This window comes from Wolbachia endosymbiont (group A) of Dendrolimus pini (genome assembly GCF_964026835.1).
GTDB classification, from domain to species: domain Bacteria; phylum Pseudomonadota; class Alphaproteobacteria; order Rickettsiales; family Anaplasmataceae; genus Wolbachia; species Wolbachia pipientis.
Genome location: NZ_OZ034702.1, coordinates 891902 through 916083 on the forward strand (window position 1 = coordinate 891902; position 24182 = coordinate 916083).

General features: G+C 34.4%; 26 protein-coding genes, 1 tRNA gene and 1 other RNA gene. 13 read left to right on the forward strand and 15 right to left on the reverse strand.

From position 1 onward, the window contains the following. Window positions 1-168: 168 nt before the first annotated feature. The 9 genes from AAGD66_RS04415 to AAGD66_RS04455 form a co-directional block, all read right to left on the reverse strand. Window positions 169-444 carry a type II toxin-antitoxin system RelE family toxin gene (locus AAGD66_RS04415; protein ID WP_264723710.1) on the reverse strand — a complete coding sequence of 92 codons (276 nt, stop codon included), beginning with the start codon at window positions 442-444 and terminating at the stop codon, window positions 169-171. Further along, window positions 435-656: a hypothetical protein gene (locus AAGD66_RS04420; protein ID WP_006279415.1), complete on the reverse strand. Its 222-nt coding sequence runs from the start codon at window positions 654-656 to the stop codon at window positions 435-437. Before AAGD66_RS04420 ends, AAGD66_RS04415 begins: the two co-directional genes overlap by 10 nt. Window positions 657-753: 97 nt before the next feature. Beyond that, window positions 754-1047, reverse strand: coding sequence for a type II toxin-antitoxin system RelE family toxin (locus AAGD66_RS04425; RefSeq protein ID WP_306700832.1), 294 nt, complete (start codon window positions 1045-1047; stop codon window positions 754-756). Continuing rightward, complete coding sequence (locus tag AAGD66_RS04430; protein ID WP_006279413.1) at window positions 1028-1246, reverse strand: hypothetical protein; 219 nt, start codon at window positions 1244-1246, stop codon at window positions 1028-1030. The genes AAGD66_RS04425 and AAGD66_RS04430 overlap by 20 nt, the downstream gene beginning before the upstream one ends. 200 nt (window positions 1247-1446) lie before the next feature. Next, window positions 1447-1884: a ClpXP protease specificity-enhancing factor SspB gene (locus tag AAGD66_RS04435; RefSeq protein ID WP_006279412.1), complete on the reverse strand. Its 438-nt coding sequence runs from the start codon at window positions 1882-1884 to the stop codon at window positions 1447-1449. Window positions 1885-1906: 22 nt separating this feature from the next. Continuing rightward, window positions 1907-2237: a transfer-messenger RNA gene (ssrA, locus tag AAGD66_RS04440) on the reverse strand. Between the two features lie 124 nt (window positions 2238-2361). Then, window positions 2362-2952, reverse strand: a complete 591-nt coding sequence (locus tag AAGD66_RS04445; protein WP_015588828.1) for a CvpA family protein — start codon at window positions 2950-2952, stop codon at window positions 2362-2364. Window positions 2953-3009: 57 nt separating this feature from the next. Then, window positions 3010-3606, reverse strand: a complete 597-nt coding sequence (locus tag AAGD66_RS04450) for a riboflavin synthase (RefSeq protein ID WP_151808045.1) — start codon at window positions 3604-3606, stop codon at window positions 3010-3012. A 67-nt stretch (window positions 3607-3673) separates the two neighbouring features. Further along, complete coding sequence (locus AAGD66_RS04455) at window positions 3674-5374, reverse strand: hypothetical protein (protein ID WP_264723711.1); 1701 nt, start codon at window positions 5372-5374, stop codon at window positions 3674-3676. A 146-nt stretch (window positions 5375-5520) separates the two neighbouring features. Here AAGD66_RS04455 and pheS point away from each other — a divergent pair, with 146 nt between their 5' ends. The 11 genes from pheS (at window position 5521) to ruvC (ending at window position 14072) form a co-directional block, all read left to right on the forward strand. Beyond that, the gene (gene pheS, locus AAGD66_RS04460) at window positions 5521-6564 is read left to right on the forward strand and encodes a phenylalanine--tRNA ligase subunit alpha (protein ID WP_264723713.1); all 1044 of its coding nucleotides are present in this window, start codon (window positions 5521-5523) and stop codon (window positions 6562-6564) included. Beyond that, window positions 6565-7857 (forward strand): bifunctional UDP-N-acetylglucosamine diphosphorylase/glucosamine-1-phosphate N-acetyltransferase GlmU, encoded by a 1293-nt coding sequence (glmU, locus tag AAGD66_RS04465; protein WP_265024575.1) that lies wholly within the window; start codon window positions 6565-6567, stop codon window positions 7855-7857. Window positions 7858-8910: 1053 nt separating this feature from the next. Continuing rightward, window positions 8911-9054: a hypothetical protein gene (locus AAGD66_RS04470; RefSeq protein ID WP_153296796.1), complete on the forward strand. Its 144-nt coding sequence runs from the start codon at window positions 8911-8913 to the stop codon at window positions 9052-9054. A 241-nt stretch (window positions 9055-9295) separates the two neighbouring features. After that, the gene (rplU, locus tag AAGD66_RS04475; RefSeq protein ID WP_264723715.1) at window positions 9296-9598 is read left to right on the forward strand and encodes a 50S ribosomal protein L21; all 303 of its coding nucleotides are present in this window, start codon (window positions 9296-9298) and stop codon (window positions 9596-9598) included. Between the two features lie 10 nt (window positions 9599-9608). Then, the gene (gene rpmA, locus AAGD66_RS04480) at window positions 9609-9878 is read left to right on the forward strand and encodes a 50S ribosomal protein L27 (protein WP_006279564.1); all 270 of its coding nucleotides are present in this window, start codon (window positions 9609-9611) and stop codon (window positions 9876-9878) included. A gap of 9 nt (window positions 9879-9887) precedes the next feature. Then, window positions 9888-9964 (forward strand) — tRNA-Ile (locus AAGD66_RS04485). A 57-nt stretch (window positions 9965-10021) separates the two neighbouring features. Further along, window positions 10022-11194, forward strand: a complete 1173-nt coding sequence (gene metK / locus AAGD66_RS04490; RefSeq protein ID WP_151807781.1) for a methionine adenosyltransferase — start codon at window positions 10022-10024, stop codon at window positions 11192-11194. A gap of 138 nt (window positions 11195-11332) precedes the next feature. Then, entirely contained in the window at window positions 11333-12004 is a 672-nt protein-coding gene (locus tag AAGD66_RS04495) for a TenA family protein (RefSeq protein ID WP_406833413.1), read from the forward strand. 44 nt (window positions 12005-12048) lie between these two features. After that, window positions 12049-12708: a TenA family protein gene (locus tag AAGD66_RS04500; protein ID WP_010962391.1), complete on the forward strand. Its 660-nt coding sequence runs from the start codon at window positions 12049-12051 to the stop codon at window positions 12706-12708. A 47-nt stretch (window positions 12709-12755) separates the two neighbouring features. Next, the gene (locus tag AAGD66_RS04505; protein WP_006279354.1) at window positions 12756-13583 is read left to right on the forward strand and encodes a cytochrome c oxidase subunit 3; all 828 of its coding nucleotides are present in this window, start codon (window positions 12756-12758) and stop codon (window positions 13581-13583) included. Next, a complete protein-coding gene (gene ruvC, locus AAGD66_RS04510) occupies window positions 13584-14072 on the forward strand; it encodes a crossover junction endodeoxyribonuclease RuvC (RefSeq protein ID WP_015588791.1) in 489 nt (162 codons plus the stop codon). Window positions 14073-14116: 44 nt separating this feature from the next. Here the strand turns inward: ruvC and ruvX are convergent, their stop codons facing one another. Further along, window positions 14117-14584, reverse strand: a complete 468-nt coding sequence (ruvX, locus tag AAGD66_RS04515) for a Holliday junction resolvase RuvX (protein WP_010082183.1) — start codon at window positions 14582-14584, stop codon at window positions 14117-14119. A gap of 303 nt (window positions 14585-14887) precedes the next feature. Then, window positions 14888-15067 (reverse strand): hypothetical protein, encoded by a 180-nt coding sequence (locus AAGD66_RS04520; RefSeq protein ID WP_144054585.1) that lies wholly within the window; start codon window positions 15065-15067, stop codon window positions 14888-14890. 1035 nt (window positions 15068-16102) lie between these two features. Here AAGD66_RS04520 and gatB point away from each other — a divergent pair. Continuing rightward, a complete protein-coding gene (gene gatB / locus AAGD66_RS04525; protein ID WP_264723718.1) occupies window positions 16103-17524 on the forward strand; it encodes an Asp-tRNA(Asn)/Glu-tRNA(Gln) amidotransferase subunit GatB in 1422 nt (473 codons plus the stop codon). Between the two features lie 11 nt (window positions 17525-17535). Further along, window positions 17536-20820, forward strand: coding sequence for an ankyrin repeat domain-containing protein (locus AAGD66_RS04530; RefSeq protein ID WP_341814428.1), 3285 nt, complete (start codon window positions 17536-17538; stop codon window positions 20818-20820). An 84-nt stretch (window positions 20821-20904) separates the two neighbouring features. Here the strand turns inward: AAGD66_RS04530 and AAGD66_RS04535 are convergent, their stop codons facing one another. The 4 genes from AAGD66_RS04535 to AAGD66_RS04550 form a co-directional block, all read right to left on the reverse strand. Beyond that, the gene (locus tag AAGD66_RS04535; protein WP_151807775.1) at window positions 20905-21324 is read right to left on the reverse strand and encodes a YqaA family protein; all 420 of its coding nucleotides are present in this window, start codon (window positions 21322-21324) and stop codon (window positions 20905-20907) included. A gap of 6 nt (window positions 21325-21330) precedes the next feature. Continuing rightward, window positions 21331-22704, reverse strand: a complete 1374-nt coding sequence (gene cysS / locus AAGD66_RS04540) for a cysteine--tRNA ligase (RefSeq protein WP_264723721.1) — start codon at window positions 22702-22704, stop codon at window positions 21331-21333. Next, window positions 22697-23353: an exopolysaccharide biosynthesis protein gene (locus tag AAGD66_RS04545; protein ID WP_015588796.1), complete on the reverse strand. Its 657-nt coding sequence runs from the start codon at window positions 23351-23353 to the stop codon at window positions 22697-22699. The genes cysS and AAGD66_RS04545 overlap by 8 nt, the downstream gene beginning before the upstream one ends. Before the next feature lie 90 nt (window positions 23354-23443). Next, a complete protein-coding gene (locus AAGD66_RS04550; protein WP_010962397.1) occupies window positions 23444-24100 on the reverse strand; it encodes an exopolysaccharide biosynthesis protein in 657 nt (218 codons plus the stop codon). Between the last annotated feature and the right edge of the window lie 82 nt (window positions 24101-24182).

Consider the following 24182-nt stretch of genomic DNA (forward strand, 5'->3'; position numbering starts at 1 on the left):
TATCTATTACACGAAAGTTATATAAAAGACAAGTATTTAGCCTTTTCAAACTCAAAATGTTGTTTTTGCTGAACCAAAAAAAACTTCATTTTTTGAGCTGCGCAAAGCCACCTAAAGTAGAGAATGGACAAGGAAGGAGGGGTGTATAATATATATTAATGTTGATATTTATTTCTTATAAATATCATCTCTATGTCCTATCTCTGTGATAGTTACTATATGATCTAATTGATTTACTCTGTAAATTACACGATAGTCACCAACTCTTAGCCTTCTACGTCCTTTTAAGTTATGATGTAGTGGTTCACCAAAATTTATTGGGTCAACTGTAAGACGTTCTTTTATAGCCTTTTGAACTTTTAGCCTTATTGTCTTTGGAAGGTTTGGTAAATCTTTTTCAACAACACTCTTTAGAGACTTAACCTTGTAACGCTCTAATCCCACTTAATATCTTCAAAATCAACTGTTTCTGCACCTTCAACATCACGCTCATCAGAAATTTTAGATACTAAAAAATCCTCCATTTCAAGCTCAACTGCTTCTCTAAATAGTTTTCCTGCTAATTCTTGAACGGGCTGTTTAGTAAATTCAGATAATTCAGCAAGATGCTTTAAAGTTTCTTCGCTAAGAGCTATGTTAATGCCTGAATTTGCCATATGTTTTACCAAAGTCCACTAATAATTATACAACATTTTTTTTAATTTTTCAATAAAGAAAGGAAGGAGGGCTGTATAAAAATATATTTAATGTTTATCAAGTAGCCTTCTCATAAATGGTGTCTCTATGTCCTGCTGTAGCAACAAACACCTTATGTTTTGCAATATTTACAGTATAAATAATTCGATAATCACTAACCCTTATTCTTCTATACCCTTTTAGCCTGCCACGTAATGGTTTACCAAATTTAATTGGATCAGTTGTAAGCCGCTCGTTTATCGCTTTTGTAATCCTTGATCTTATTGTTTTTGGAAGATTTAGAAAATCTCTTTCAGTAAAGTTTTTTGAGTAGACAATATCGTATTTCAGTTTATGTCCTCTCCCTTTCAGATAGTACTGTGTTCCAGTCTACATCCTCACATTCCTTAATAGTTTTATATAACGCAATATCTTCTACTTCGCACTCGATTCCTTCGATGACTAACCTTTTTGCTAGTTCTTGAACGGATTCCTTGGTGATTTCAGCTAACTTAGTAAGGTTATGTGAAGTTTTTGGGTCAAAAGTTATACTAATTCCTGAATCTGTCATATGTTTTACCAAAGTCTACTAATAATTATACAACATTTTTCTGAATTTTTCAATAAAGGAAGTTGATGATATGTAAGAAAAATTTTGCCACCTGCGTTAATAAATAATTAAAGATTTAGCATATTTATCTACCCTCTATTCTATTACTTAAGTTAGACCACTTTTTTCTATTAATATTTTTTGTTTATAAAGATGAGCAGTTACTCATCACGCAGTTGATCTATGGATATAATACTACCGTTTGATAGTTTTTCAGTACATTTTTCACTTTTGTATTCTTTATCAGAGTCGATACTGATTTTGTCAAATATTAAAACATCTCCTGAAATTTTATCACGAAACTCACTAATAGCAAAAAACGGTATAGTAATTCGCTCTTGTTTTCCTTGAAAACTCAAACTGACGCTAAATTTATCCTCAGAAACTTTTAAATCATAGAATTGATGCTGTAATATAATAAGCATTTGAGTAGGGTATGACTTTTTCAAACGATCTGGCATGGTCACACCATTAAAATATGTGAAAAATAATATTTCTAAGTGAGGGATAAAACCATTACCTGATATAACATCTAAAGTCTTTTTGATAACTTGAAACTTAGCAGAATTAAGCAGTTTTTTGTAATCTGTTTGCTCCATATAACTTTCACATACGTAAATTTTGGGGGAACTTCTGTTACCCGGCGTTCCCTAAACCGTGCTTTAGTAATAAACCGGTTGTGCTAAATTAAGCAGCAACACGATATTCTTCAGCAGCAAAATTATCGTTTGCATTTAAATTATGAACTCTTAGCGGTGGTGTCTAACCGAGCAAAGCTACCATCTTTACTATGCATGTCGATCCTTAATCGCCCCCGTATAATTAAAAAACATGGTGGAGGCGCCGAGTACTGCCCTCGGGTCCAATACACCTATTACAAGGTAATTTTATTGCTATAGTACACAAAATGTACATAGCTATTATATAGCAACATTAAATAAATGTCAAGATATTATGACCTTAAGTTGATTTATTGCTAAAACAAAATTAATATTTCCAGTAAAAAATTCTGTGCTCTTAACCTGACACATATGGCTTTTTGAATACTCCCAATGAAAATATTTATAAATAAATATTTACTCTTCTTTTTTATTGTTTTTAGGTTTTTCTTGATCAACCATTTCTCCACCGATCTCTTTTATTTTTAGTATCAACGACTCTGGTACATACATGTCAATTACTTCTTCTGCTGTCACAAATAAAGCCTGATAAGAGTGTGAATTTATTATCCAATTAGGCAATATGTCTTCTGCTTCTATTTTATACTCTCCCTCTTTTTTGTCATATACTGTGTAGCAATATAAGTGCACAGCAAAAAATAATACATAAGAGAGCAATATTCCTTTAAGCACTCCGAGAAAGATTCCAGTAACTCTATCGATAAACCCCAACCTTATGGGTAATAATATGTACATTAGCCAGTTATTTATTATCATGAATATAAGATTAAGTATAATAAATACAGAGATTGTAGAAAGTATGTTTAGTGTAACTTTAGAATCAAAATATTTACTATAATTTGGAGTGAAAAAATCATAGTGATTAGCTGTCAGAAAGACCGATAAAAATAGAAACATTAGTGCGCATAGCTCTTTTATAAAGCCTCTAGTTACCGAGATTATTACGCATAGAACAACAATGAAGATAATTAGGCTATCGAAAAGCATGTTTTATATCTATATGGTTTTCAAGATATAATAGTTGTAAATAACAAGGTTGTAAAATTAATTGTATTTATGCTGCATCAATTGATCTAAATACCTAGCGATCATGTCAATTTCTAAATTCAAATAATCATTTACTTTGTTGTACTGAAAAGTTGTATTTTCCCATGTATAGGGAGTGATATTTACTGTAAATTCCTGATTAATAACTGAATTCACTGTGAGGGAAACCCCATCTAGTGTAACGGAGCTTTTTTTTGCAACAAATTTAATTAATTCTTGTGGGCACGATAGTTTGATTTCATGAGAATCTAAATTTTGATTAATTGTTAAAAATTTTACTATCCCATCAACATGACCCTGAACCAGGTGGCCATCGATCTTATCGCTTAATCTCATTGCTTGTTCGAGATTTATTTTTTTTCCTATTCTCCACGTATTTAAGTTAGCAACCTTCATAGTTTCTTGAGATGCTTGGACTGTAAATATATCGCTCATTATATCAACAACAGTTAAACACACACCAGAGCAAGCTATTGAATCTCCTTTATTTATAGAGGATAAATTTTGTGTCTTGATATGGAAAATTTGATCAGAGTTGGAGTGAGTGGTAGTATCAGTTATAGTCCCGATATCCGTGATAATTCCTTTAAACATATGGTGAAAATAAATAATTTTACCATGAAAGATCTCTTAGGACAACTTGTTTACATTTTGGGTAAGTTTAAATGCGAGAAGGAGATTTGTTCTGTTCAATAGATTCTATAGAATATTCAGAATATATAAAGCGAGCTAAATTCAAAATACACAGCGCGATTAATATTGGCAACCCTATGTTCAATGCTAACCCAATACTTTCCCTTTTTTCTGGTGGCACTAATCCTTTTAACATTGACACTTTTCCTAATGGAAAATGCCATAAGCAAAGTGTTGATGCAGATGCTACTATTATAAATAGACAAAAATAAGCCTTTTTTGAGGAAAATACAGTTTTTAACGGTGATTTGAGTGTAATGTTAGTAGGTGGTAGAGTTTTAGCTTCATTTGTTGCTGGTGAAAGATCTTTAATTGGTAAAGGGTTTGTAGATTTATGAGGAGTATTTTCATGTTGTGGAGAAGGTTGTTGTATATAAACACCTGAAACTAATTTAAGCAATTGCTCTTTTTTTCTATATACTTGTTTTTGTAAATATTCTTTACCTAAAAGTGAGTTACTAAGAGGTTGTGGCCTTTCGAGTATCTGTAATACTTCTGATATTTCGCCTGGCTCTAATATTGCATGTAATTGTTTATCTTGAAAGTAAACAATATTGAATACTGAGCTGAAAATATTGCAAAATGTTTCTGGATCTTGATTTTTGTATCCACTCATCACTTCAATAAATATTTTATCGAGTTTTTTCCCCCTGTGCTCAATTTGGTTATCTATCATAGCTACTCTAGCATCATTTTGTGCTTGTTTTATGGCTAATGGTTTTTCTTTCTCTGATAGTTCTTTGGTCTGCTTTTTTGACTTCTTTTTTCTGTTAGCCTTAAAATACTCTGTGTGCGAAGTAGTTTGACCGAAATCAGAAATAAGCATTGTGACGTCTTCTATTCTTCTTTCGTCGATTCCATCTTTTTGTGTTACCTTGTCCTGTTTTATCTCTTGAAGTGTTGGATGGTAAGTCAAAGCCCTCTGGTTTCGTATGGACAGTTTTGGTGGCTGTTGAAAGAAGAATTGTATTGTATTAAAAAAATTGGATAGCCGAAAAGAAGATCCAAACCAAAAAAAATTGTCACGCATTGCAGCAACAACTATTGGAACCCGCATCACTTGCTTTTTACTACTTGTTAAATTATAGCCAAACAGGCCTGTAACTGGTACGATTTGTTTATTTTGTGCATTTTTTTGGTTAGTTTCACTCTGTTCTTTTTTGTCTTCATTTTCAGTTTTTTCTGCATGTTGTAGCTTTTCATTTAGAAATAACTCGATTTGGTACAAGTTGTCCAGGTTAATGTTTTCAACGTCTGTTTGTAGCGTTATCGTTGTGCCCTGCAGAAGGATTTGAGGCGGAGCACTATTTACGAATTCTTCTACAGTTTTATAACTGTTAGTTTTACAGTAGTTATTATATAGTTCACTGCTTTCTTTGGGCACTTTTATGTTGGCTGTAAATTTTTTTTCCCGGGAAAGGCAGATTTTGAAAAAATCAATTAAAGGGTTTATTCGAAATAATCTTATATTAAAGGTGTCTTTATCTGTTGCTGTTAGCTCAAATGAAAATTTTTGTATATTGCTTTCAATACTTCTCGAGCGAATAGCACTGATCTTAATTGTTTCGCTAGAAAATGCTTTACTTATGTTTCTGGATTTTTCCTTAAAGAGCTTAGGTAAATCCTCTATTTTATACTTATTCTTAGTTTCAGTGTTACTGTTGTGCATAGTTGATACAGCAAATTCATCAACGCAAAGGTAAATAAAAAAGATTAATTAGTCAATAAATTAATAATCAGAATAGGGCAATTTTTCGGATTGTTGATGATATTTAAAATTTCACTATAATGAAAGTTTAAGCCAGCGTTTTTAAGATGAATAAAGAGTTATTAGATGACATACTTTCACTTGAAGATAAAGCAGTTTCCGAAATTGAGAATGCTTCTTCTTTGCAAGATTTAGAAAAAGTCAGGCTATCATATTTGGGAAAAAAGGGTGTAATTAAAGCTTATTTTGACAACTTAAAAGAGATAGAAGACGCAGGAAAAAAGCGCAATTTAGGCGAAGTTATCAACGTTTTACGTAATAAGCTAGATCAGCTTATAATGAATAAGGAGAATATACTAAAAGCCGAAGAAGTTAACTTTAAATTGCAGAACGAGGCGGTTGATATCACGTTGCCCGTTAGACCAGAAAAAATGGGCAAGGTCCATCCACTCAGTAAGGTTATAAATGAAGTAAAGCTTATTTTTGCACATATGGGTTTTAAAGCAGTTGATGGCCCTGATATTGAAGATGAATTTCATGTATTTGATGCACTGAATACTCCAAGTCATCATCCTGCGCGAGAGGAGCAAGATACCTTCTACTTAAAGAATAAAATAAACGATAAAAGAATGGTACTGCGCACTCACACTTCATCTGTACAGATTAGAACCATGGAAAAAACAAAAAAATTCCCAATTAAAATAGTAGCCCCTGGTAGGGTATACAGAAATGACTTTGATGCAACTCATACTCCTATGTTTCACCAGATAGAAGGGTTATATGTCGATGAAAACGTCAATATGGGCCAGTTAAAATTTACTATTCATCACTTCCTTAATAAGTTTTTTGGAGATAAAGGGCTGAAGATACGTTTTCGTAATAGTTTTTTTCCTTTTACTGAACCCTCTGCGGAAGTGGACATAAGTTATAAAGGTAGTAAATGGATAGAAGTGCTTGGATGTGGTATGGTGCATCCAAATGTCTTTCAAAATGTTGGAATAGACCATACTAAATACAACGGTTTTGCGTTTGGCATTGGTATAGAAAGGCTTGCGATGCTAAAATATCAAATCAGCGACCTAAGAAGCTTTTACGATAACAAAATCAGTTGGCTTGATCATTATGGTTTTCATTTTTCATCTTTAAGATAAGTGATAAATAAAGCTCATACTTTTCTCATACTTGCTGCCGGGCATGGCAGGCGGATGAATTCAGATTTGCCTAAGGTTCTGCACGAAATAGGCAATTTTTCCATACTTCAGCATGTCATTTACAATGCAAAACAGTTAAATCCTGAAAATATTGCTGTTGTAGTTGATCTGCCTTTAATTGAAAGACTAAAGTGCTTTAAGGATATACAGTTAATTACACAAGAATTAACACTTGGCACGGGAGATGCGGTCAAAACTGCGATGAGAAACCTAAGAGAATTGCCAGATTCAAGCATAGTTGTTGTGCAGTATGGGGATACTCCGCTCATAAAAAGCAGCACAATAACTAAAATGATTAGTTATTTAGAACGCAAGGCTCTAGTTTGCCTAGGTTTTAGGACAAGCAATAAAGAATACGGTAGGTTAATTATTGAGAATGGTTCCTTAAGAGAAATCGTAGAAGCAAAGAGTGATAAAAATAATCATGAAGAATTTCTTGCAAATGCTGGAATAATGGTTGCATGTGCAAAGAATTTACGTGAATTGGTGGAGAAAATAGAGTGCAATAGCTCAACTCATGAATATTACTTGACCGATATAGTTTCCATTGCAGTGAAGAGTAATTTAAATGTCGGTTACGTTATTACCGGTGGAGAAGAAGCAACGGGAATAAATAACAGAAATGACCTTATAAAAGCTGAGTTTTACTTTCAAGAAAATAAAAGAAAAATTTTTACCGACTCCGGAGTAACGCTTGTTGCACCAGAGACTGTTTTCTTTTCTCTTGATACGCAAATTGCCAGAGATTCAGTTATTTACCCATATGTTTTTTTCGGTACTGGAGTGAAAATAGAGTCTGGTGCGAAAATACTGCCATTTTCGCATTTAGAAAATTGCTTAATTAAAAGTAATGCTGAGGTCGGTCCATTTACCAGAATACGCGGAAACACAACAATTGGTAATAAGGCAAAAATAGGAAATTTTGTGGAAGTGAAAACAAGTGAAGTTGGTCAAAACACTAGAATAAAACACTTAAGTTATATAGGAAATGCTAAAGTAGGGCAGGAGAGTAATATAGGAGCAGGCACTATTGTTTGTAATTATGATGGGAAAAATAAACATGAAACGAATATAGGGAGCAATTGCTTTGTTGGCGCCAATAGCTCACTAATTGCGCCGCTTAATATTCATGATGAATCTGTAATTGCAGCAGGTAGTGTTATAGTTGAGGATGTACCAGAAAAAAGCCTTGCAATAGCAAGAGAAAAGCAAGTAACTAAGAGAATAAAGTAGTCTAATTTAATTATGTTGTTGTGTCATTTTTAATATTAGACTTCTTGCATAACCATATAACAAACTTTTATTGGGAATAGAAACAAAAAAACTTCCTTGACAAACTCCGCCAGCCCCCTTATCATAACAGTGAAGCTATTGTATTTGCTTTCGCCAATCTGCAGATTAAAAGGTAAGGATTACTTAATGTATCGGCGTCTTATGTTTAATTTTTTGCAGTATATAGATACTGTATGTCTTTACAAAACTTCATCTACATCTAGATTTTTATCTAAATAAGCTGAGCGCGCTTATAAAGCGTTACAAGACATCAAAAAATGCCAATACTCGACAGAGATAGTAAAAGACTAGCTAACTCGGGGATTCTTTGTCTTTTTTTCTGCTTAGTAAATTTCTTAAACATTTGCAGCGTAAGTTAGTTGCAATTAAAAGCAGCTAAATCTTGCTTGTCAAGCGTTTAAAACATAAAAAACGCCAATATTTTAAAGCAGATAATAACCCTAGGGTTTCTTTTGCCTTTTTTTTTATTTGGTAAATTCCTTAATATTTATGGCTAAACGACAATCGTCATCCCAGCGGGATCTAGAGATACCGCGGCGGTATGACGGTGTAGATAGTATCCCGCTACGTGTTAGCGGGATCTATGTTAAGGTATGACGGTTAAGTAAGGGATCTATGTTAAGAGATACCGCGGCGGTATGACGGTGTAGAAGTAATTCGTCATCCCGCTACGCGTTAGCGGGATCTATGTTAAGGTATGACGGTTAAGTAAGGGATCTATGTTAAGAGATACCGCGGCGGTATGACGGTGTAGATAGTATCCCGCTGCTTGTTAGCGGGATCTATGTTAAGGTATGACGGTTAAGTAAGGGATCTATGTTAAGAGATACCGCGAATGAATCGCGGTATGACGGTTAAGTAGGGTGTCATCCTAGTGCTCCTTTTTTTGTCATCCAAGTAGCTGACACTGGGATCCAGTTTTCCATATAATCTCATCGAAAATGTTGTAACCACTTTCTATGCTAGTTTACAAGCAAACTTTCCTGGATCCCAGTGTCAGCTACTTGGATGACACCTCTGGGCGCTGGGATGACAGGAGAAGGAGGCTACTTTCATGACACCATTCTTTTTCCTGGATTCCAGACTGGAATGACATCATCCTTTTTTCTAGATCCCAGTGTCAAGCTACTCGGATGACAGGAGAAGGGGCTACTTGCATGACGGTGTCGGTAAACTTAGAGCTATAATAACTATTTGCCTTTTTTCTGCTTAGGTTATGCAAGAAGTCTACTGTCTGAGAAAAGGTAGATAAAAGATGAAAACAGATAGAAGTATTTTAGTAGCTCAAAAAGAACGTTAAGTCATGCTTTTTATTTATATTGACAGCGTATATGACATCGTTTACGATTAAAGTTAATAACAATAATTTATATTTATCATGTTTGCAGTAATTGAGACTGGTGGAAAGCAATATTTAGTAAAAGAAGGTAGTATAATAAAGGTAGAGAAGTTAGAAGCTGAAGAAAAAAAAGAGGTGGAAATCAATAAGGTGATTTGTATTTCAAGTAATGGCTTATCTTATTCATCTAATGCTACTGTTAAAGCTGAAGTGTTGGAGCAGTGCAGGGGGGAAAAAATTATAATCTTTAAGAAGAAAAGAAGAAAAAATTACCGTAGGAAAACTGGTCATAGGCAGTATATAACTGTTCTTCGTATAAATGAAATTAGTCTTCAAAAGTAAGAGGTAAGATATGGCAACTAAAAAATCAGGTGGTAGTTCCTGTAATGGTAGAGATTCAGCGGGTCGTAGGTTAGGAATAAAGAAGAATGGGAAGGTTATTCCTGGTAACATAATTGTGCGCCAAAGAGGCACAAAATTCCATCCTGGAAAGAATGTTGGTATAGGTAAAGATCATACGATTTTTGCTAAAATAGAAGGCTGGGTCAGCTTTAGAAGGTCAGCAAATAAAAAGACTTTTATTGATATCGTGCCTACAGATAATATGAAAGCTTCAGCTTGAATAAATCATGGGTCTGTAGCTCAGGTGGTTAGAGCGCACGCCTGATAAGCGTGAGGTCGGAGGTTCAACTCTTCCCAGACCCACCATTTAGTAGTTACTAACTGTGTTTTCTATAGCGGTTTTGATATTGTATAAGCAAAAACATGAGTTTATATAAAAATTTAGTAACCAGTGAATCAGTGGCGGCTGGTCATCCAGATAAAGTAGCAGATCAAATTTCAGATGCAATACTTGATGAGTACCTTTTTACTGATCCTTTTGCGCGAGCTGCAATAGAGACTTTAGTCACCAAAGATAACGTTATTATAGCTGGGGAAGTGTTTGGGCCTAACATCAAAAATAGCAGGATTGAAAGTATTGTACGGAATACAATAAAAGATATTGGTTACAAGCACGATGGGTTCCACTGGAGAAAAGTGAAAGTAAATATATTGCTGCATGAGCAATCAAATGACATTGCAATAGGGTTGGATCAAGGTGCTGGAGATCAGGGCATAATGTATGGCTATGCAACAACAGAGACAGAAAACCTTATGCCGGCACCCATTTTTTATGCACACTCGATTCTGAAAAATATCATGAGCGCAGTTAAAGAAGCAAAACTTGGTCCAGATGCAAAGTCACAAATCACTTTGGCATATGAGAATAACCTCCCGGTACGTGCTGAAAGTATTATTGTCTCAATACAGCACCCTGAGGATTTGGATCAATCAAAAGTAAAAGAAATAATTTACCCTTACATAGTTTCATCTTTACCTGAAGGATGGATGTGTCCTGAGGAAAATCTCTTAGTCAATCCAACTGGTAGATTTGTTATTGGTGGACCGGTTAGTGATTGTGGATTAACCGGACGAAAAATTATGGTTGATACTTATGGAGGTTATATTCCACACGGTGGAGGAGCGTTTTCCGGAAAAGATGCAACCAAAGTTGATAGATCTGCGGCTTATATGGCAAGATATCTTGCTAAAAATATTGTCTTTGCAGGTTTGGCTGAACGTTGTCTTGTGCAGCTTTCTTATGCAATTGGTGTATCAAAACCTACTTCATTCTATATTGATACATTTGGTGCGAATAAGGTAGAGGAAAGAGTAATTAAAAAGTTTATCGAGAATAATATAGATTTATCAACAAAAGGCATAATCAAGCATTTATCGCTTAATCATCCTATATATAAACGTACAGCCTGTTATGGACATTTTGGTAAACAGTCGGAAAGGGACGGTGGATTTTCTTGGGAAAACATGGACTTATCTGCTGATCTTTGTAGAGAATTCAATATAGAAGGTAATAGTAAAATTTCTTTAGATTGCTAAAATTTTTGATTTACAGCCCCATATTTATATACTAGCTTATTGTTAAAGCATAGCACGCTTTTTCATAATAATTATACCACATTAGTAATAATTTTTATATTCAATTTTTATTGTGAGGCTTATAAAGCGTATAACGAAATAGAAGGAGAACTGTACAACGTAATTGTAAAAGAGTTTTCTGATCTTATTGATAAAATAAAAGAACACCCTTTTAATGTTGAATTGATAAATAATACATTAGATTATGAAAAATTCAAATTCTACCTTCAGCAGGATTTTCTGTATTGTATAGATTGCGCTCGTGCTTTTTTAATTGTTGCAGCTAGAGTTGATGATATTGAAATGATGAGTAGTTTAATCAATTTGGCACAAGGAGCATTTTATGTTCGAGAACAGTATAAAAAATATTTTGAAGATTGTGATCTATCTGATGATCACAAAAAGTCAAGAGCTTGTTCTGCCTTTACTGACTTTTTCATGAGTGCCGCATATCACAATTCTGTTAATGAAGCTTTAGTAGCATCTTATTCTTGCTTTAACATATACCAAATCGTTATACGCCATATGGTATATGAGATAACAACTAAAGGGGTTAAAAATAACAAATACAAAGAGTGGATCAACATTTATAGTAGCGAAACAGTAAATGCTGTAATTGATGAGGTTACTGATATTACAAATAAGCTATATAAAAAAGCTAGTGACTGTGAAAAAAAGAGGATGTATGAGTTTTTTAAGAAAGGGCTGGAATTAGAAATAATGTTTTGGGATGAGGCATATTACTCTAATATATCTAGCAAAGAATATTAGCAGCGGATTATTTACGTTAACTTGATCTTTTATCGGTAACTACAGTGTTCAGTGGCATAATTAGGAGCTGTTACGGGTCAAATCTTTTAAAGGATATAATTGAGCATCCTTTTAATGTTGAGTTAGCGAATAACACCCTAAATATAGAGAACTTCAAATTCTATGCTCAACAAAAGACGTTGTTCTTAGGTGATTATATTCGTACCACCTTAATTACTGCATCCAAAATGGAAGATTATAGTAGTATTATCTCGCTTGCTGAAGTAGCCCAAAGAGTAGTGACTGTTAATAGAATGCTATATGACTACTACTTTACTATGTACGGTATAAGTCGCGAAAAGAAATCTCTTGAGTGTTTTAATTTCACTAATTTTCTTTTATCCATCTCGCATAGTAATACCTATGAGGCTATGACGGTTTTGTATTCTTGCATGTTTATATACGAGACTGTCGTTGATAGCATGAAAAATAGATTCAAGAAAAATAATAGATATAGGGATTGGTTTAATTTTTGTTACAGTGATTCAGTAAAGTCTGGATGCATTATTTTAGAAAATATTGTTGATGGATATTGCAGCAGAGCAAGAGAAAACGAAAAGAGCAGAATGCTTGAGTTGTTTAGAATAACTGCACAATTTGTGTTAGATTTTTTGAACGGTGCATATAATTTTTCAAGATTCAATCAATTTCCTAAGGAACATTGACAATTTTAAGCTAATTTGTATCCTTAATAAGTATTTTTTAAAATGCTATGAAAAGTAAAGAACATGATTTTCATTTAGTGGATCCAAGCCCTTGGCCAATTGCTGTATCAGCAGCAATTCTTATTCTTGCACTTGGATTAGTTGGCGCGCTTCATAAACAAATTGTCGGAATGTTTTGTTTAGTTTTGGGAATCTCCGCAGTATCAGGGGTGCTGTTTTATTGGTGGAGAGATGTAATAAGGGAGGCCATTTATGACAAATGTCACACTGCCATTGTAAAACATGGACTCAAATTTGCAATGTACTTGTTTATTCTCTCGGAGGTCGTATTTTTTATAGTGTTCTTTTGTTCATTCTTTAAAGCCTGGCTTGATCCAGTTTTTTTATTTGAGGCGTTTTCTCCTGCAAAAAAAGTTGAATGGCCCCCTGAGGGAATTTTGCCACCTGATCCGTGGTCACTACCATTCATGAATACATTAATATTATTGCTTTCTGGTACAACAATTACTTGGGCAAATCACTCTTTACTTAAAAATGATAAAAAGAGCATGATTAAAATGCTGTCCATAACTATATTGCTTGGAGTTTTTTTTATAATAGTGCAAGCAATAGAGTATCATGAAGCGAGTTTTTCTCTACAAGAAACAGGAGAAAAGCTTATTTATACATCCAATTTTTACATGATTACCGGTTTTCACTGCGCACACGTTATAATAGGAATAATATTTTTATCAGTGTGTTTATTTAGAGCACGGAAAGGCCAATTTACACTTCAGGACCATTTGTGCTTTGAGTTTGCCTCCTGGTATTGGCACTTTGTAGATGTAGTCTGGATATTTTTATTTTTGTTTGTCTATTGGTTAAGCGTTTATTAAGTGGTTAAAATAATAGGTCTAGATCCAGGAATAAGCAAGACTGGGTGGGCCATTATCAGCCTGAACGAAAAAAATAATATTGAATTTTTGGGCGGCGGTACCATATCAACTGATGGTAAATTGGGTACAGGTGAACGCCTACATACAATTTTTGAACAATTAAAGAAAGTAATTTCCCTATACTCTCCGAATGAAGCTGCGGTGGAGAAAATTTTTGTTAATAAAAATCCTAAATCTTCACTAACTTTAGGATATGCAAGAGGGGTTGTAATTTTAGCGTTAAAAATAACAAAGCTAACTATGAATGAATATGATGCAAACTATGTAAAAAAAAGCATTACCGGAAATGGCCATGCTGATAAGGATCAGATGATATTTATGGTGAAGCAAATAGTTAAAAATTTGAGTATAAAATGCCACCATGCTGCTGACGCTCTTGCTGTAGCAATTTGTCATGCTTATACGAAAGGTTCTTGTTTTGTTGAGTAACTTTTATATGGGATTCAGTTTGAAGATTTCCAGATCTGGAAAAACTATTTGATTGTATTTATCTTGTCTAACGTTCGTTGCAAAATAATACATGCGGAGATTTTATCATCTATTTTTTTCGATTTTGTGATTGATATTCCAGTAATTTTTAGTGTATGAGTTGCGATAGATGTTGAGAAGCTTTCGTCTTGTAAGTATATATTTACTTTATATTTTTTTATTATTTTATTTGCGAATTGGATTATAGTTTTACACCATTTAGTTTCTTGCTCGTCCATTTTTAATGGTAGTCCTATTACCATTGATCCAGATTCATTTTCTTTGAATATTCTATGCAGATAACCTAAATCTTTGCTCATATTTTTTCTGTGATATATGCTATGAGCTGTGGCTATGAGCTGTGTTTTATCGCTAAATGCTATGCCTATTTGCTTTTCTCCCATGTCAAGGCACATTATGCGCTTATCTTTTGGAATAGACTTTAGAAACTCATCTGGATTTCTATGTAGCATCTATTAGACTTCCTTTAAAGTGACCTTACCAAAAAAGTGGAGAGAAAGTTAAGAAAATTTTTTACAAAAAGAATAATGAATCAAATTGCTCAGGAATGCAATAGACTTCTTGCATAACCCAAACTAAGTAGAAAAAAGGTATCATCTAAGTAGCTGACACTGGTTTCCATCCAAAAGGGCAGTGCCCCTATGATGTCATTCCAGTGCTTGACACTGGAATCCAGACTTTAATTGTTATACTTGTAAATAAGTCTGGTGAGAATAGACGTTCATCTCAAAATGCAGTATTTTTGTTGAAATAGCTCAACTGGATTCCAGCGTCACGCGCTGGAATGACACCTTTGTGTTTGCATAGCTGTACGAACATTGTGATTTGAGAGCAATCTCCACAAGGGAGGATGTCATTCCAGTGCCCAGACACTGGAATCCAGGAAAAAGAATGGTGTCATCCAAGTAGCTGACACTGGGATGGCTTTGTTGCATCGCTACTTATGAAAGGCTAACTATAATTAGGATTATAAGCAACCTATTGAAAATCTTGTTTTTTTGCAATCAATCTGATCAAATTTAAGAATAGTAATTTATTATTTATATTAATAAATTTAATTCTATTGAAAATAGCTAAAGCATTGAAATTCTTGAATTTTAGCCGGATTAGTGAGTGGTAGTGAAATTTCTTTTACTCAAATTTAGGTATTCACTGACCGTTCTTGTTATAAATACCAGAATAATAAGCTACTGATATTCTCCACCTTTTTTATCTTTAATCCATCATAGCTAGCGATGCAACAAAGCCCACTGGGATCCAGAAGACTTAATTTCAACCAAATAATAAAGGCTGGATCCCAGTGCTTGGCACTGGAATGACAGCAATCCTACGTCATACCGCAATTCATTCGCGGTATCTCGGCCGCTAACAAGTAGCGGGATGACGGTTATCGTTTAGCTACAAACATTAAGAAATTTACCAAACGAAAAAAAAGGCAAAAGAAGCCCCGTGGTTGGCTAATTACTTACATTATACTTTCAAGTATGGCGTTTTTTTATTCTAAACACTTAATAACCGCGATTCAGTTGCTTTTAAACCGCAACTAATCTAAATTATAAACGTTAAGAAATTTACTAAACAGAAAAAAAGGCAAAAGAAACCCTAGGGTAGCTAGTTATTCACTATCCATTTTTTAAGTTGGCGTTTTTTTATGTTTTAAACGCTTTATAAGCGCGTTTCAGCTTATGTAGGTAGAAGTTTTATAAAGACATAAGGTGCACATAGTGCAAAAAATTAAACATGAGACGCCAGATACGTGAGTTTTTTTGTCATTTAATCTGTACAGAGAAGATAAATAAATAGCTTCAATTTTATGATAAGAGGGCTGGCGAAGCTTGTCAAGTAATCTTTTGCATTTAACCCGTTTCTATGGGTAAAACAATCTGCATACCACTTAGCTAACATGAGTTTTGTTTTGACTTTTTGTGCTAATTTTGCAGAATATTAAGATTATCATTTAAATAAAATACATGACGAAAGAGGATTGGGAAGCGGTAATTGGGCTTGAGGTACACGCTCAAGTTTCTTCTAATACGAAGCTATTTTCTAGCTCATCAACGGAATTTGGTGCTGAGCATAACACTCAAGTTTCTCTAGTTGATGCGGCAATGCCAGGTACGCTGCCAATACTAAATTATTACTGCATAGAGCAAGCAATACGCACTGGTCTTGCACTTTCTGCAGAAATTAATAAGTGTTCTTACTTTGATCGGAAAAATTATTTTTATCCTGATTTACCGCAAGGTTACCAGATAACCCAGTTTTTTGAGCCGATAGTTAAAAACGGTAGAGTATTTATCAACGACAATGAAAAAGAAATAAGAATTGCGAGAATTCATTTAGAGCAAGATGCAGGAAAGAGCGTTCATGAGGAAAGCAGAACCTATGTAGAGTTAAATCGTGCAGGGGTTGCTTTAATGGAAATTGTTTCAGAGCCAGATCTCCGTTCATCTGCGGAAGCTGCAGAATGCATGAAAAAATTGAGGCAGATTTTGCGTTACATTGGTTCGTGTGATGGTGATATGGAAAAGGGATCACTTCGTTGTGATGCAAATGTTTCTGTCCGCCTAAAAGGCAGTAGTACATTTGGCACTCGTTGTGAGATAAAAAATCTGAACTCGATACGTTATATTGTGCAAGCTATAGACTATGAAATACAAAGACAAATTGAAATTTTAGAAAGTGGAGAAGAAATAAGTCAAGATACCTTATTATTTGATGTTGCTTTGGGAAAAACAAAAGTGATGAGAAGCAAAGAGGATGCAAGCGACTATAGATACTTCCCTGAGCCTGATTTATTACCTGTTGAGGTAAGCCAGGATAAAATCGATTCTATTAAATCATCTTTACCCGAGTTACCAGATCAAAAAAAGCTGCGATACATTGAGGAATTGGGTATCAACGAATACGATGCAAACGTCATTACCTCCGATAAAGCAATTGCTGATTATTTTGAGGAATTGATAAAAAAACATGATTCAAAGCTCGCCGTTACCTGGTTAACCGTAGAGCTTTTTGGTCGTTTGAATAAAGCAGGTATTGATATTGTGAGCTCCCCAATCAAAGCCAATGCCCTGTCCGAGCTCTTAGATTTTATCGTTGATGGAACAATCTCTGCTAAACTTGGCAAACAAGTGTTCGATAGTATGTTTGAAACTGGCAAACCTGCATCTCTCATCATAGAAGAGCAGGACCTAAAGCAAATAACCGATAGAGGTCAAATATCAGAAGTTATCGACACAATCATCAATAGCAACCAAGATAAAGTTCAAGAATACAAAAGCGGTAAAACAAAATTATATGGTTTCTTTGTTGGTGAAGTCATGAAATTCACCAAGGGAAAAGCCAGCCCTGATGTTGTGAATTCAATTTTGAGTGAGAGATTAGGATAAAAACAGGGGTAATGTATCTAGAAGATGATTCTACTTGGGGGGTCAAACGCATTTACCATGGTATTACCTTTCAAGAGTTATTGATCGTAATATCTCTAATGTCTAAGATGGGTAAAGAATGTTCTTTCTCCATAGACACAGAGTTAGAGTCAGCTCAAGGTTTTGATGATATTGTTGTCCGGCATGAGCAAAATAAAGGTATAGTACATGAGTTTACACAAGTTAAGCACAACCAAGATGGAACTGAAAAAATCAGTGTAAGTAGCTTATTAACAAAAAGTGGTAAGTTTAGTATTTTAAAACTTTTTCCTGCCTATTTAAAAATCAAAAATAGTGAAAAGTTTAGTGATGGAATAAAGCATTTTTTTGTCGCTACGAATATGGATTTTGATTCACCATATTCAATACAACATAAAGTAAGAAACCTAAGAGCAATGTTAAGTGGAGAAAATAAAGGAAAAAAACTTTCATTTGTAAGGATAGACACAAAAGATGAGTTTCTGGATATAGGTGATAGTGCAAGATATAGAATTAGTGATTCAGATGGTAGTGCTGCTCAATACTTGAAGCAAAATATGGATTTTATAAAGCGTGAGATAGGCAAGGAAGTTAGCAATAAAGAGATAGAAGACTTTTTAAATGAATCGGTGTTTGTGGTTAATTTACCCCATGAAGCTCAGCTAAGAGAATTATTGCTAGGTAAGTTGAGTAGTAGGTTGAACAAAAAGTTTGGCTATATTGGTGACAATCAAATCTTTTGTAATAATCTTCTAAAAAAAATATCAGACTGGGTAAAAGATATAAAAGCGCGTCCTCTTTCGTACAAAAAGGGAGAAGAACTTTTTCGAGAAGTTGAGCTGTGGGCTAGTACTTTAGGTAAGATAGAACAAGGAGTAAAAGAAAAGAATGAAAGAATTGATAAAGTAATAGAACAACAACATAAGGATAGTAAAACACTACATAAAATATATGTGGCTGTAACGACACAGGATAACAAGCGGGTAGGGAAACCTATTCAGTTTAATATAAAACATCCGGTTGAAATGTTTGTTGGAAGAAAAAATGAATTGCAAGAAATATATGATAGGCTGCATAAAAGCACTGACAAACCAATGGCAATATCGCGGATTGTTGTTATTGGCGGTTCTGAAGGAGTAGGGGAGAGTGAGTTAGCCAGAAAATATGCTTGTGAATATAAAGAGCATTATGATGGTAATCTTGTATGGGTAAATGCAGGAACACAAAAGGATCTTGAAGAATCGTTTAAAGGATTAGCTAAGGAGTTAAATAGAAGGTTACCTGAAGGTTCGAAAATTTTTATTACAGATGAAGATACTGAACAAGAAAAGGGAATCAGATCTATTATTAAGAGTGTATATAGATATTTTAAAGATGTAAAAAGTCTTTTTATTTTCGATAATGCAAGAGAATATAAAGACATCAGTAAATTTTTACCACTGTCTTTATATCCTGACTATAAAAAACCTTATGTTTTAATTACTTCTCGTGATAATAAGTGGGAAGCAAGAGGAGATATAGAAGTAATAAAGTTAGATATATTCAATAAAACGGAGGCTTTGGGATTTATTAAGAAGTCCTTAAATATAGATGACCCTTTACAGGATAAGGAAATAAAAGAGCTAATGGAAAAGCTGCAGTATTTGCCCTTGGCTTTAAAGCAAGTGGTAGTGTACATTCGCAACAAAAATAAAGAATCAAAGTTGAGAGGTTATGGAAGATTTGAGATAAGTGATTACTTAAAGGAGTGTCAACGGTACACAGGAAAATCACTTAAAGAAGGAGTTTGTAAAGATGAAGATTGTTATGCTGAAGCAGTTTCAATAACTTGTACCATTACGATGACACATATACAAAAAGAATACGGCTGTGAAACGTTGAATATTCTGGAGATAATGGCTTATCTTGCTCCTGACAAGATTCGTATAGAAGAAATCTTTTTAAAATTAATAGCAAATGATGAAGACAAACTGCGGGGTGCTGTTGAGTTACTCGATAGATATTCGATGGTTAACTTAAGTGAAGGAGTAGTAAACATTCACAGACTGGTGCAGGAAGTAACAAGATTAAAATTACAAAAAGAAGGCCGAGAAGAAGAAATTTTGAGAAAAGCTCTAGAATTGATAAACGGTGGTAATATAGCACAAGACAATATAAGTCATATTGTCTCTATTTGGGGATATGCAAGCAAATACGGTAAGTTGATTGATGACTTTTACTTTAACTCATCTTATGTATATGGAGGACCACTGTTTATAAGGAAAAGCACCCCTTTGCACTTGCTTGCTGAAAGTGGTGATTGTAAAGCAATTAGTGCAATAATAGCACATATAGAAAAACATTACTCTGGTGAATTTGTAAAAACTGTTAATGTTAAGGACAATCACGGTCAAACTTTGTTGCATATTGCTGCTAGGAGTGGGAGTTTGAATGTAATGAAATGTCTAGTCAATAAAGGTGCTAGCACTAATGCTAGAGACAAATATGGTAATATTCCATTGCATTCAGCTGCTTACGCTGGAGAATTGGATATAGCAAAATACCTGATTGTTAAAGGTAGTAACATCAATGCTACAGGCGAATGTGGCTGGGCTCCATTGCACGTTGCTGCTCAAAATGGAGAGTTGGATATGGTAAAATATCTCATCAAAAAGTATGCTAATATTGACGCTAGGGACGAATGTGGTAATACTCCACTGCATGTAGCTGTTTACACCAAAGAATTAGATATAATGGCATGCCTAATCAATAGAGACGCTTATATTGATGCTAGGAATGCACAATACAAAACCCCATTATTTTTTGCTGCTGAGAGTGGAGAATTAAATGTAGTAAAGGGCCTCGTTGAAAAAGGTGCTAATGTTAATGTTAGGGATGAGTATGACGAAACAGCGTTACACCGCGTTGTTTATAGGGCTACCTTTAGTGGAGATTTAAGAATAGTAGAGTATATAATCAATAAGGGTGCTAATGTTAATGCTAAGAACAGAGATGGTAGAACTCCATTACACTACTCTGCTTTATCTGGGAGCTACAATATTGCAGGATGCCTTATTCGAGAAGGTTCTGATGTTAATGCTAAGGATAAAGATGGCAACACTGCACTACACTTGGCTGTTATTAGGCAAAAGGTTGATATAACGAGGACGCTACTAAAACACAATGCAGACGTTAACGCTAGAAATAATTTAGGGAATACAGTACTGGACTGTGCAGTTGATAACTGCCAAGAACTTGTGGAGTTGCTTTTAGCTCATGGTGCATCCCGTGACTATTGAAATTTTGCATTTAATTTATAGCTCCGCTTCTATCAGGGCATAGGATGACAGAAGTGGGCTTTAATGGCTGTAGTACTATAGCTGTTATACGCCAAAAGTAAGTATTAGATATAACAAATAGAAGAAATTAGATAGAATGATTAAAGGGGCAAGGGTATAAAGGTTTAACTTAAAATAACCTGATAAAATTTGAATCACACTTCCAAGTGCTGGCACCCATGAAAGTAATGTAACTGCACAAATCAGTAGATTTTTTACGATTTTTGGTGTTTTATGCTCGTTCTCTAGTTTGTGGTATGATTTTCGTATAGAGATTGTTATTCTACCTAAGTACCAGTTAACTATTCCACCAAGGCTTGATCCTAGTACTCCAAAAAATAACATCAGTAGTGGAGTGTAATACGACCTGAAATAAAGCATCGTATTGAACACAAAACCTTGATGTATGGGTAAAACTAACGACGATACTAGACTATCTGTGAATAACAGAAAGTAATTTTCCATATGAGTTTACCAGGTTGTTGTACCATCTTCATTGTCAGAAATTGTAATCCCCATTTGTTTCAACTGATTTCTTATTTTGTCTGCAGTATCGTAATTTTTATTTTTTTTTGCAATTTTTCTTAAGTCTATCAACCTTTCTATTTCTTGATGATTTACATCCACAGCAAACCACTTTTCATAACTTGACTCAAGAAGACCAATAAATCTGGCACTCTTAACAAAACTCTCAGTTAATTTAAGCTTTTCACTTTCATTACTCATTTTGTTAATTTTTGCAGCCATTTCATGTAATATAGCTAGAGCTTCAGGAATGTTTAAGTCGTTTTTTAAAGCGTCTATAAAATCTTTAGAAATCTCTGCGTTACTTTCATCAATATTCGTTATATCTAAACCACGTAATAACCGATAAAATTTGTTTAAGGTTTCCTGTGCATCAGAAATAACGTTTTCTGTCCAATCAAGTGGTTTTCTGTAGTGAGTTTTGAGCAGTGCATAGCGTATTACTTCACCCTTTATTCCACTATCTAGCAAATCTCTTACTTTGACTATATTAAATAAGGACTTGCTCATTTTTTCTTCATTTACTGTAAGAAAGCCGTTATGTATCCAGTATTTTGCAAACATTGATCCAGCAAATGCAGACTTACTCTGTGCAATTTCATTTTCATGGTGAGGAAATTGTAAATCTATGCCGCCACCATGAATATCAAAATCTTTGCCAAGGTAAGCATATGACATTGCTGAGCATTCTATATGCCATCCAGGCCTGCCCTCTCCCCATGGGCTATCCCAATAACTTGAAAGTTTGTAGTCAATATCACTTGCAGGCTTCCACAGCACAAAATCTCCCGGGTGCTTTTTATTTTCATTAACTTCAACTCTGCTACCTGGAACCAATTCATCAGTTTTTTTTCCTGATAAAGCACCATATTCATGGTAAGATTCTATATTAAAATACACGTGTTTGTCAGATTCGTAAGCGTGGCCTGATTGCAGCAAATGTTCAATTAATTTTATAATATAATCTACGTTTTCCGTTGCTTTTGGTTCATATGTTGGCTTTTTACAATTTATGCTTTCCATATCATCATGAAAAGCTTTAATGTAATATGTGGTTATACTTTCTGTGTTGCTATTTTTCTCGCTTGCTGCATTAATTATCTTATCATCAATGTCGGTTATGTTACGCACATAGGTAACTTTGCCATAACAAAACTTAAGTAGCTGAAATAACACATCATACACAACAACAGACCGTGCATTGCCTATATGTGCTGTGTCATATACTGTTGGTCCGCAAACATACATTTTCACATGATCTTTATCGATTGGTGTAAAAAGTTCCTTTTTTTTTGTTAAGGTGTTGTAAAGCCTAACCATATACGAAGCTTTTGAGAAAAGAAAATGCCCCAATGATAAGTTGTGGCCCTTTGACTACTACAACAAGAGTAAGCAATAACCCACACAATGATATTAGAACTCCCAATATGGATAGAAACCCATCTTTACTCATGATACCAAGCGAAATAAGAGTTGTACCAATTGCAGGAATGAAGTTAGTAAGAGGTAGTGGAAGAGCTATTGATAACGCACAAAGCAGCATTATAAAAGCTAAAATTTTTTCACCGGGCCCATAGAAAATAAAAGACATTCTTGGTCTCATGAACTTTTCTATTTTTTTTAATGCTGGAGAAGTTTTCTCTACCACAAAAGCTAGTGTTGAACGCTGAAAAGACCTTCTTTCCAACCAATGCGGCATCCAAGGAGAATCAAATCCAAATAGAAGCTGCAGTGAGAATAAGATTAAAGGTATAGAAAGAATAGTTGTATAACCAGGTGGAACCGGTATAGGCACCGATAGCGGCAAGGAGAAGATGATTATTAAAATACCAAAACCACGCTCATGCAAAGCTGTTTTAATGTCAAACAAAGTTACTTTATCGCTATCATTGTTATTGGTATCTGCAACTTCTTTTAGAATATCAGAAGCTAATTTATCACTTTTAGTCAACTTATCATTTTTTGACACGAAAAACCTTTGATAAAAATAATTCTTAACACAATTATTGTTTTATTTCAATATGCATTATTCATTTTGCGCTAGTAATTCGTTCTTTTGTTAAAGTGTTGTAAAGCTTTTAAGAAGAGAAAGTGCTCCGGTTATAAGTTGTGGTCCTTTGACTATTACAACAAGAGTAAGCAACAACGCGCACAATGATACTAAAACTCCCAATATGGATAGAAACCCGTCTTTACTCATAATGCTAAGTGAAATAAGAGTTGTGCCAATTGCAGGAAGGAAGTGAGTAAAAGGTAATGGAAGAGCTATTATTATTGCACAAAGCAACATCATAAAAGCCAGAATCTTCTCACCAGGCCCATAGAAAATGAAAGACAGTCTTGGCTTCATGAATTTTTCTATTTTTTCTAATACAGGGGAAGTTTTCTCTACCACAAGAGCTAGTGTTGAACGCTGAAAAGATCTTCTTTCTAGCCAACTGGGCATCCAAGGAGAATCAAATCCAAATAGAAGCTGCAGTGAGAATAAGATTAAAGGTATAGAAAGAATAGTTGTATAACCAGGTGGAACCGGTATAGGCACCGATAGCGGCAAGGAGAAGATGATTATTAAAATACCAAAACCGCGCTCATGCAAAGCTGTTTTAATGTCAAACAAAGTTACTTTATTGCTATCATTGTTATTGGTATCTGCAACCTCTTTTAGAATATCAGAAGCTAGTTTTTTATCTTTAGTTAGTTTCTCACTTTTTTGCACAATTATCCTTTAATAAAATATTCCTCTTAAGCTAACATAGTTGTTGCTGTATTTCAATATTTGTTATTTATTTCATACCAAC

What these genes read in the sequence shown, in the direction of transcription:
- AAGD66_RS04505 (WP_006279354.1), top strand. Translation starts at nt 12,756, where the DNA reads ATGAAAAGTAAAGAACATGATTTTCATTTAGTGGATCCAAGCCCTTGG.
- cysS (WP_264723721.1), bottom strand. Translation starts at nt 22,704, where the DNA reads ATGGTTAGGCTTTACAACACCTTAACAAAAAAAAAGGAACTTTTTACA.
- pheS (WP_264723713.1), top strand. Translation starts at nt 5,521, where the DNA reads ATGAATAAAGAGTTATTAGATGACATACTTTCACTTGAAGATAAAGCA.
- gatB (WP_264723718.1), top strand. Translation starts at nt 16,103, where the DNA reads ATGACGAAAGAGGATTGGGAAGCGGTAATTGGGCTTGAGGTACACGCT.
- AAGD66_RS04530 (WP_341814428.1), top strand. Translation starts at nt 17,536, where the DNA reads ATGTATCTAGAAGATGATTCTACTTGGGGGGTCAAACGCATTTACCAT.
- AAGD66_RS04455 (WP_264723711.1), bottom strand. Translation starts at nt 5,374, where the DNA reads ATGCACAACAGTAACACTGAAACTAAGAATAAGTATAAAATAGAGGAT.
- AAGD66_RS04450 (WP_151808045.1), bottom strand. Translation starts at nt 3,606, where the DNA reads ATGTTTAAAGGAATTATCACGGATATCGGGACTATAACTGATACTACC.
- AAGD66_RS04430 (WP_006279413.1), bottom strand. Translation starts at nt 1,246, where the DNA reads ATGACAGATTCAGGAATTAGTATAACTTTTGACCCAAAAACTTCACAT.
- rplU (WP_264723715.1), top strand. Translation starts at nt 9,296, where the DNA reads ATGTTTGCAGTAATTGAGACTGGTGGAAAGCAATATTTAGTAAAAGAA.
- ruvX (WP_010082183.1), bottom strand. Translation starts at nt 14,584, where the DNA reads ATGCTACATAGAAATCCAGATGAGTTTCTAAAGTCTATTCCAAAAGAT.
- AAGD66_RS04535 (WP_151807775.1), bottom strand. Translation starts at nt 21,324, where the DNA reads ATGGAAAATTACTTTCTGTTATTCACAGATAGTCTAGTATCGTCGTTA.
- metK (WP_151807781.1), top strand. Translation starts at nt 10,022, where the DNA reads ATGAGTTTATATAAAAATTTAGTAACCAGTGAATCAGTGGCGGCTGGT.
- AAGD66_RS04520 (WP_144054585.1), bottom strand. Translation starts at nt 15,067, where the DNA reads ATGCAACAAAGCCATCCCAGTGTCAGCTACTTGGATGACACCATTCTT.
- AAGD66_RS04445 (WP_015588828.1), bottom strand. Translation starts at nt 2,952, where the DNA reads ATGCTTTTCGATAGCCTAATTATCTTCATTGTTGTTCTATGCGTAATA.
- AAGD66_RS04420 (WP_006279415.1), bottom strand. Translation starts at nt 656, where the DNA reads ATGGCAAATTCAGGCATTAACATAGCTCTTAGCGAAGAAACTTTAAAG.
- rpmA (WP_006279564.1), top strand. Translation starts at nt 9,609, where the DNA reads ATGGCAACTAAAAAATCAGGTGGTAGTTCCTGTAATGGTAGAGATTCA.
- AAGD66_RS04435 (WP_006279412.1), bottom strand. Translation starts at nt 1,884, where the DNA reads ATGGAGCAAACAGATTACAAAAAACTGCTTAATTCTGCTAAGTTTCAA.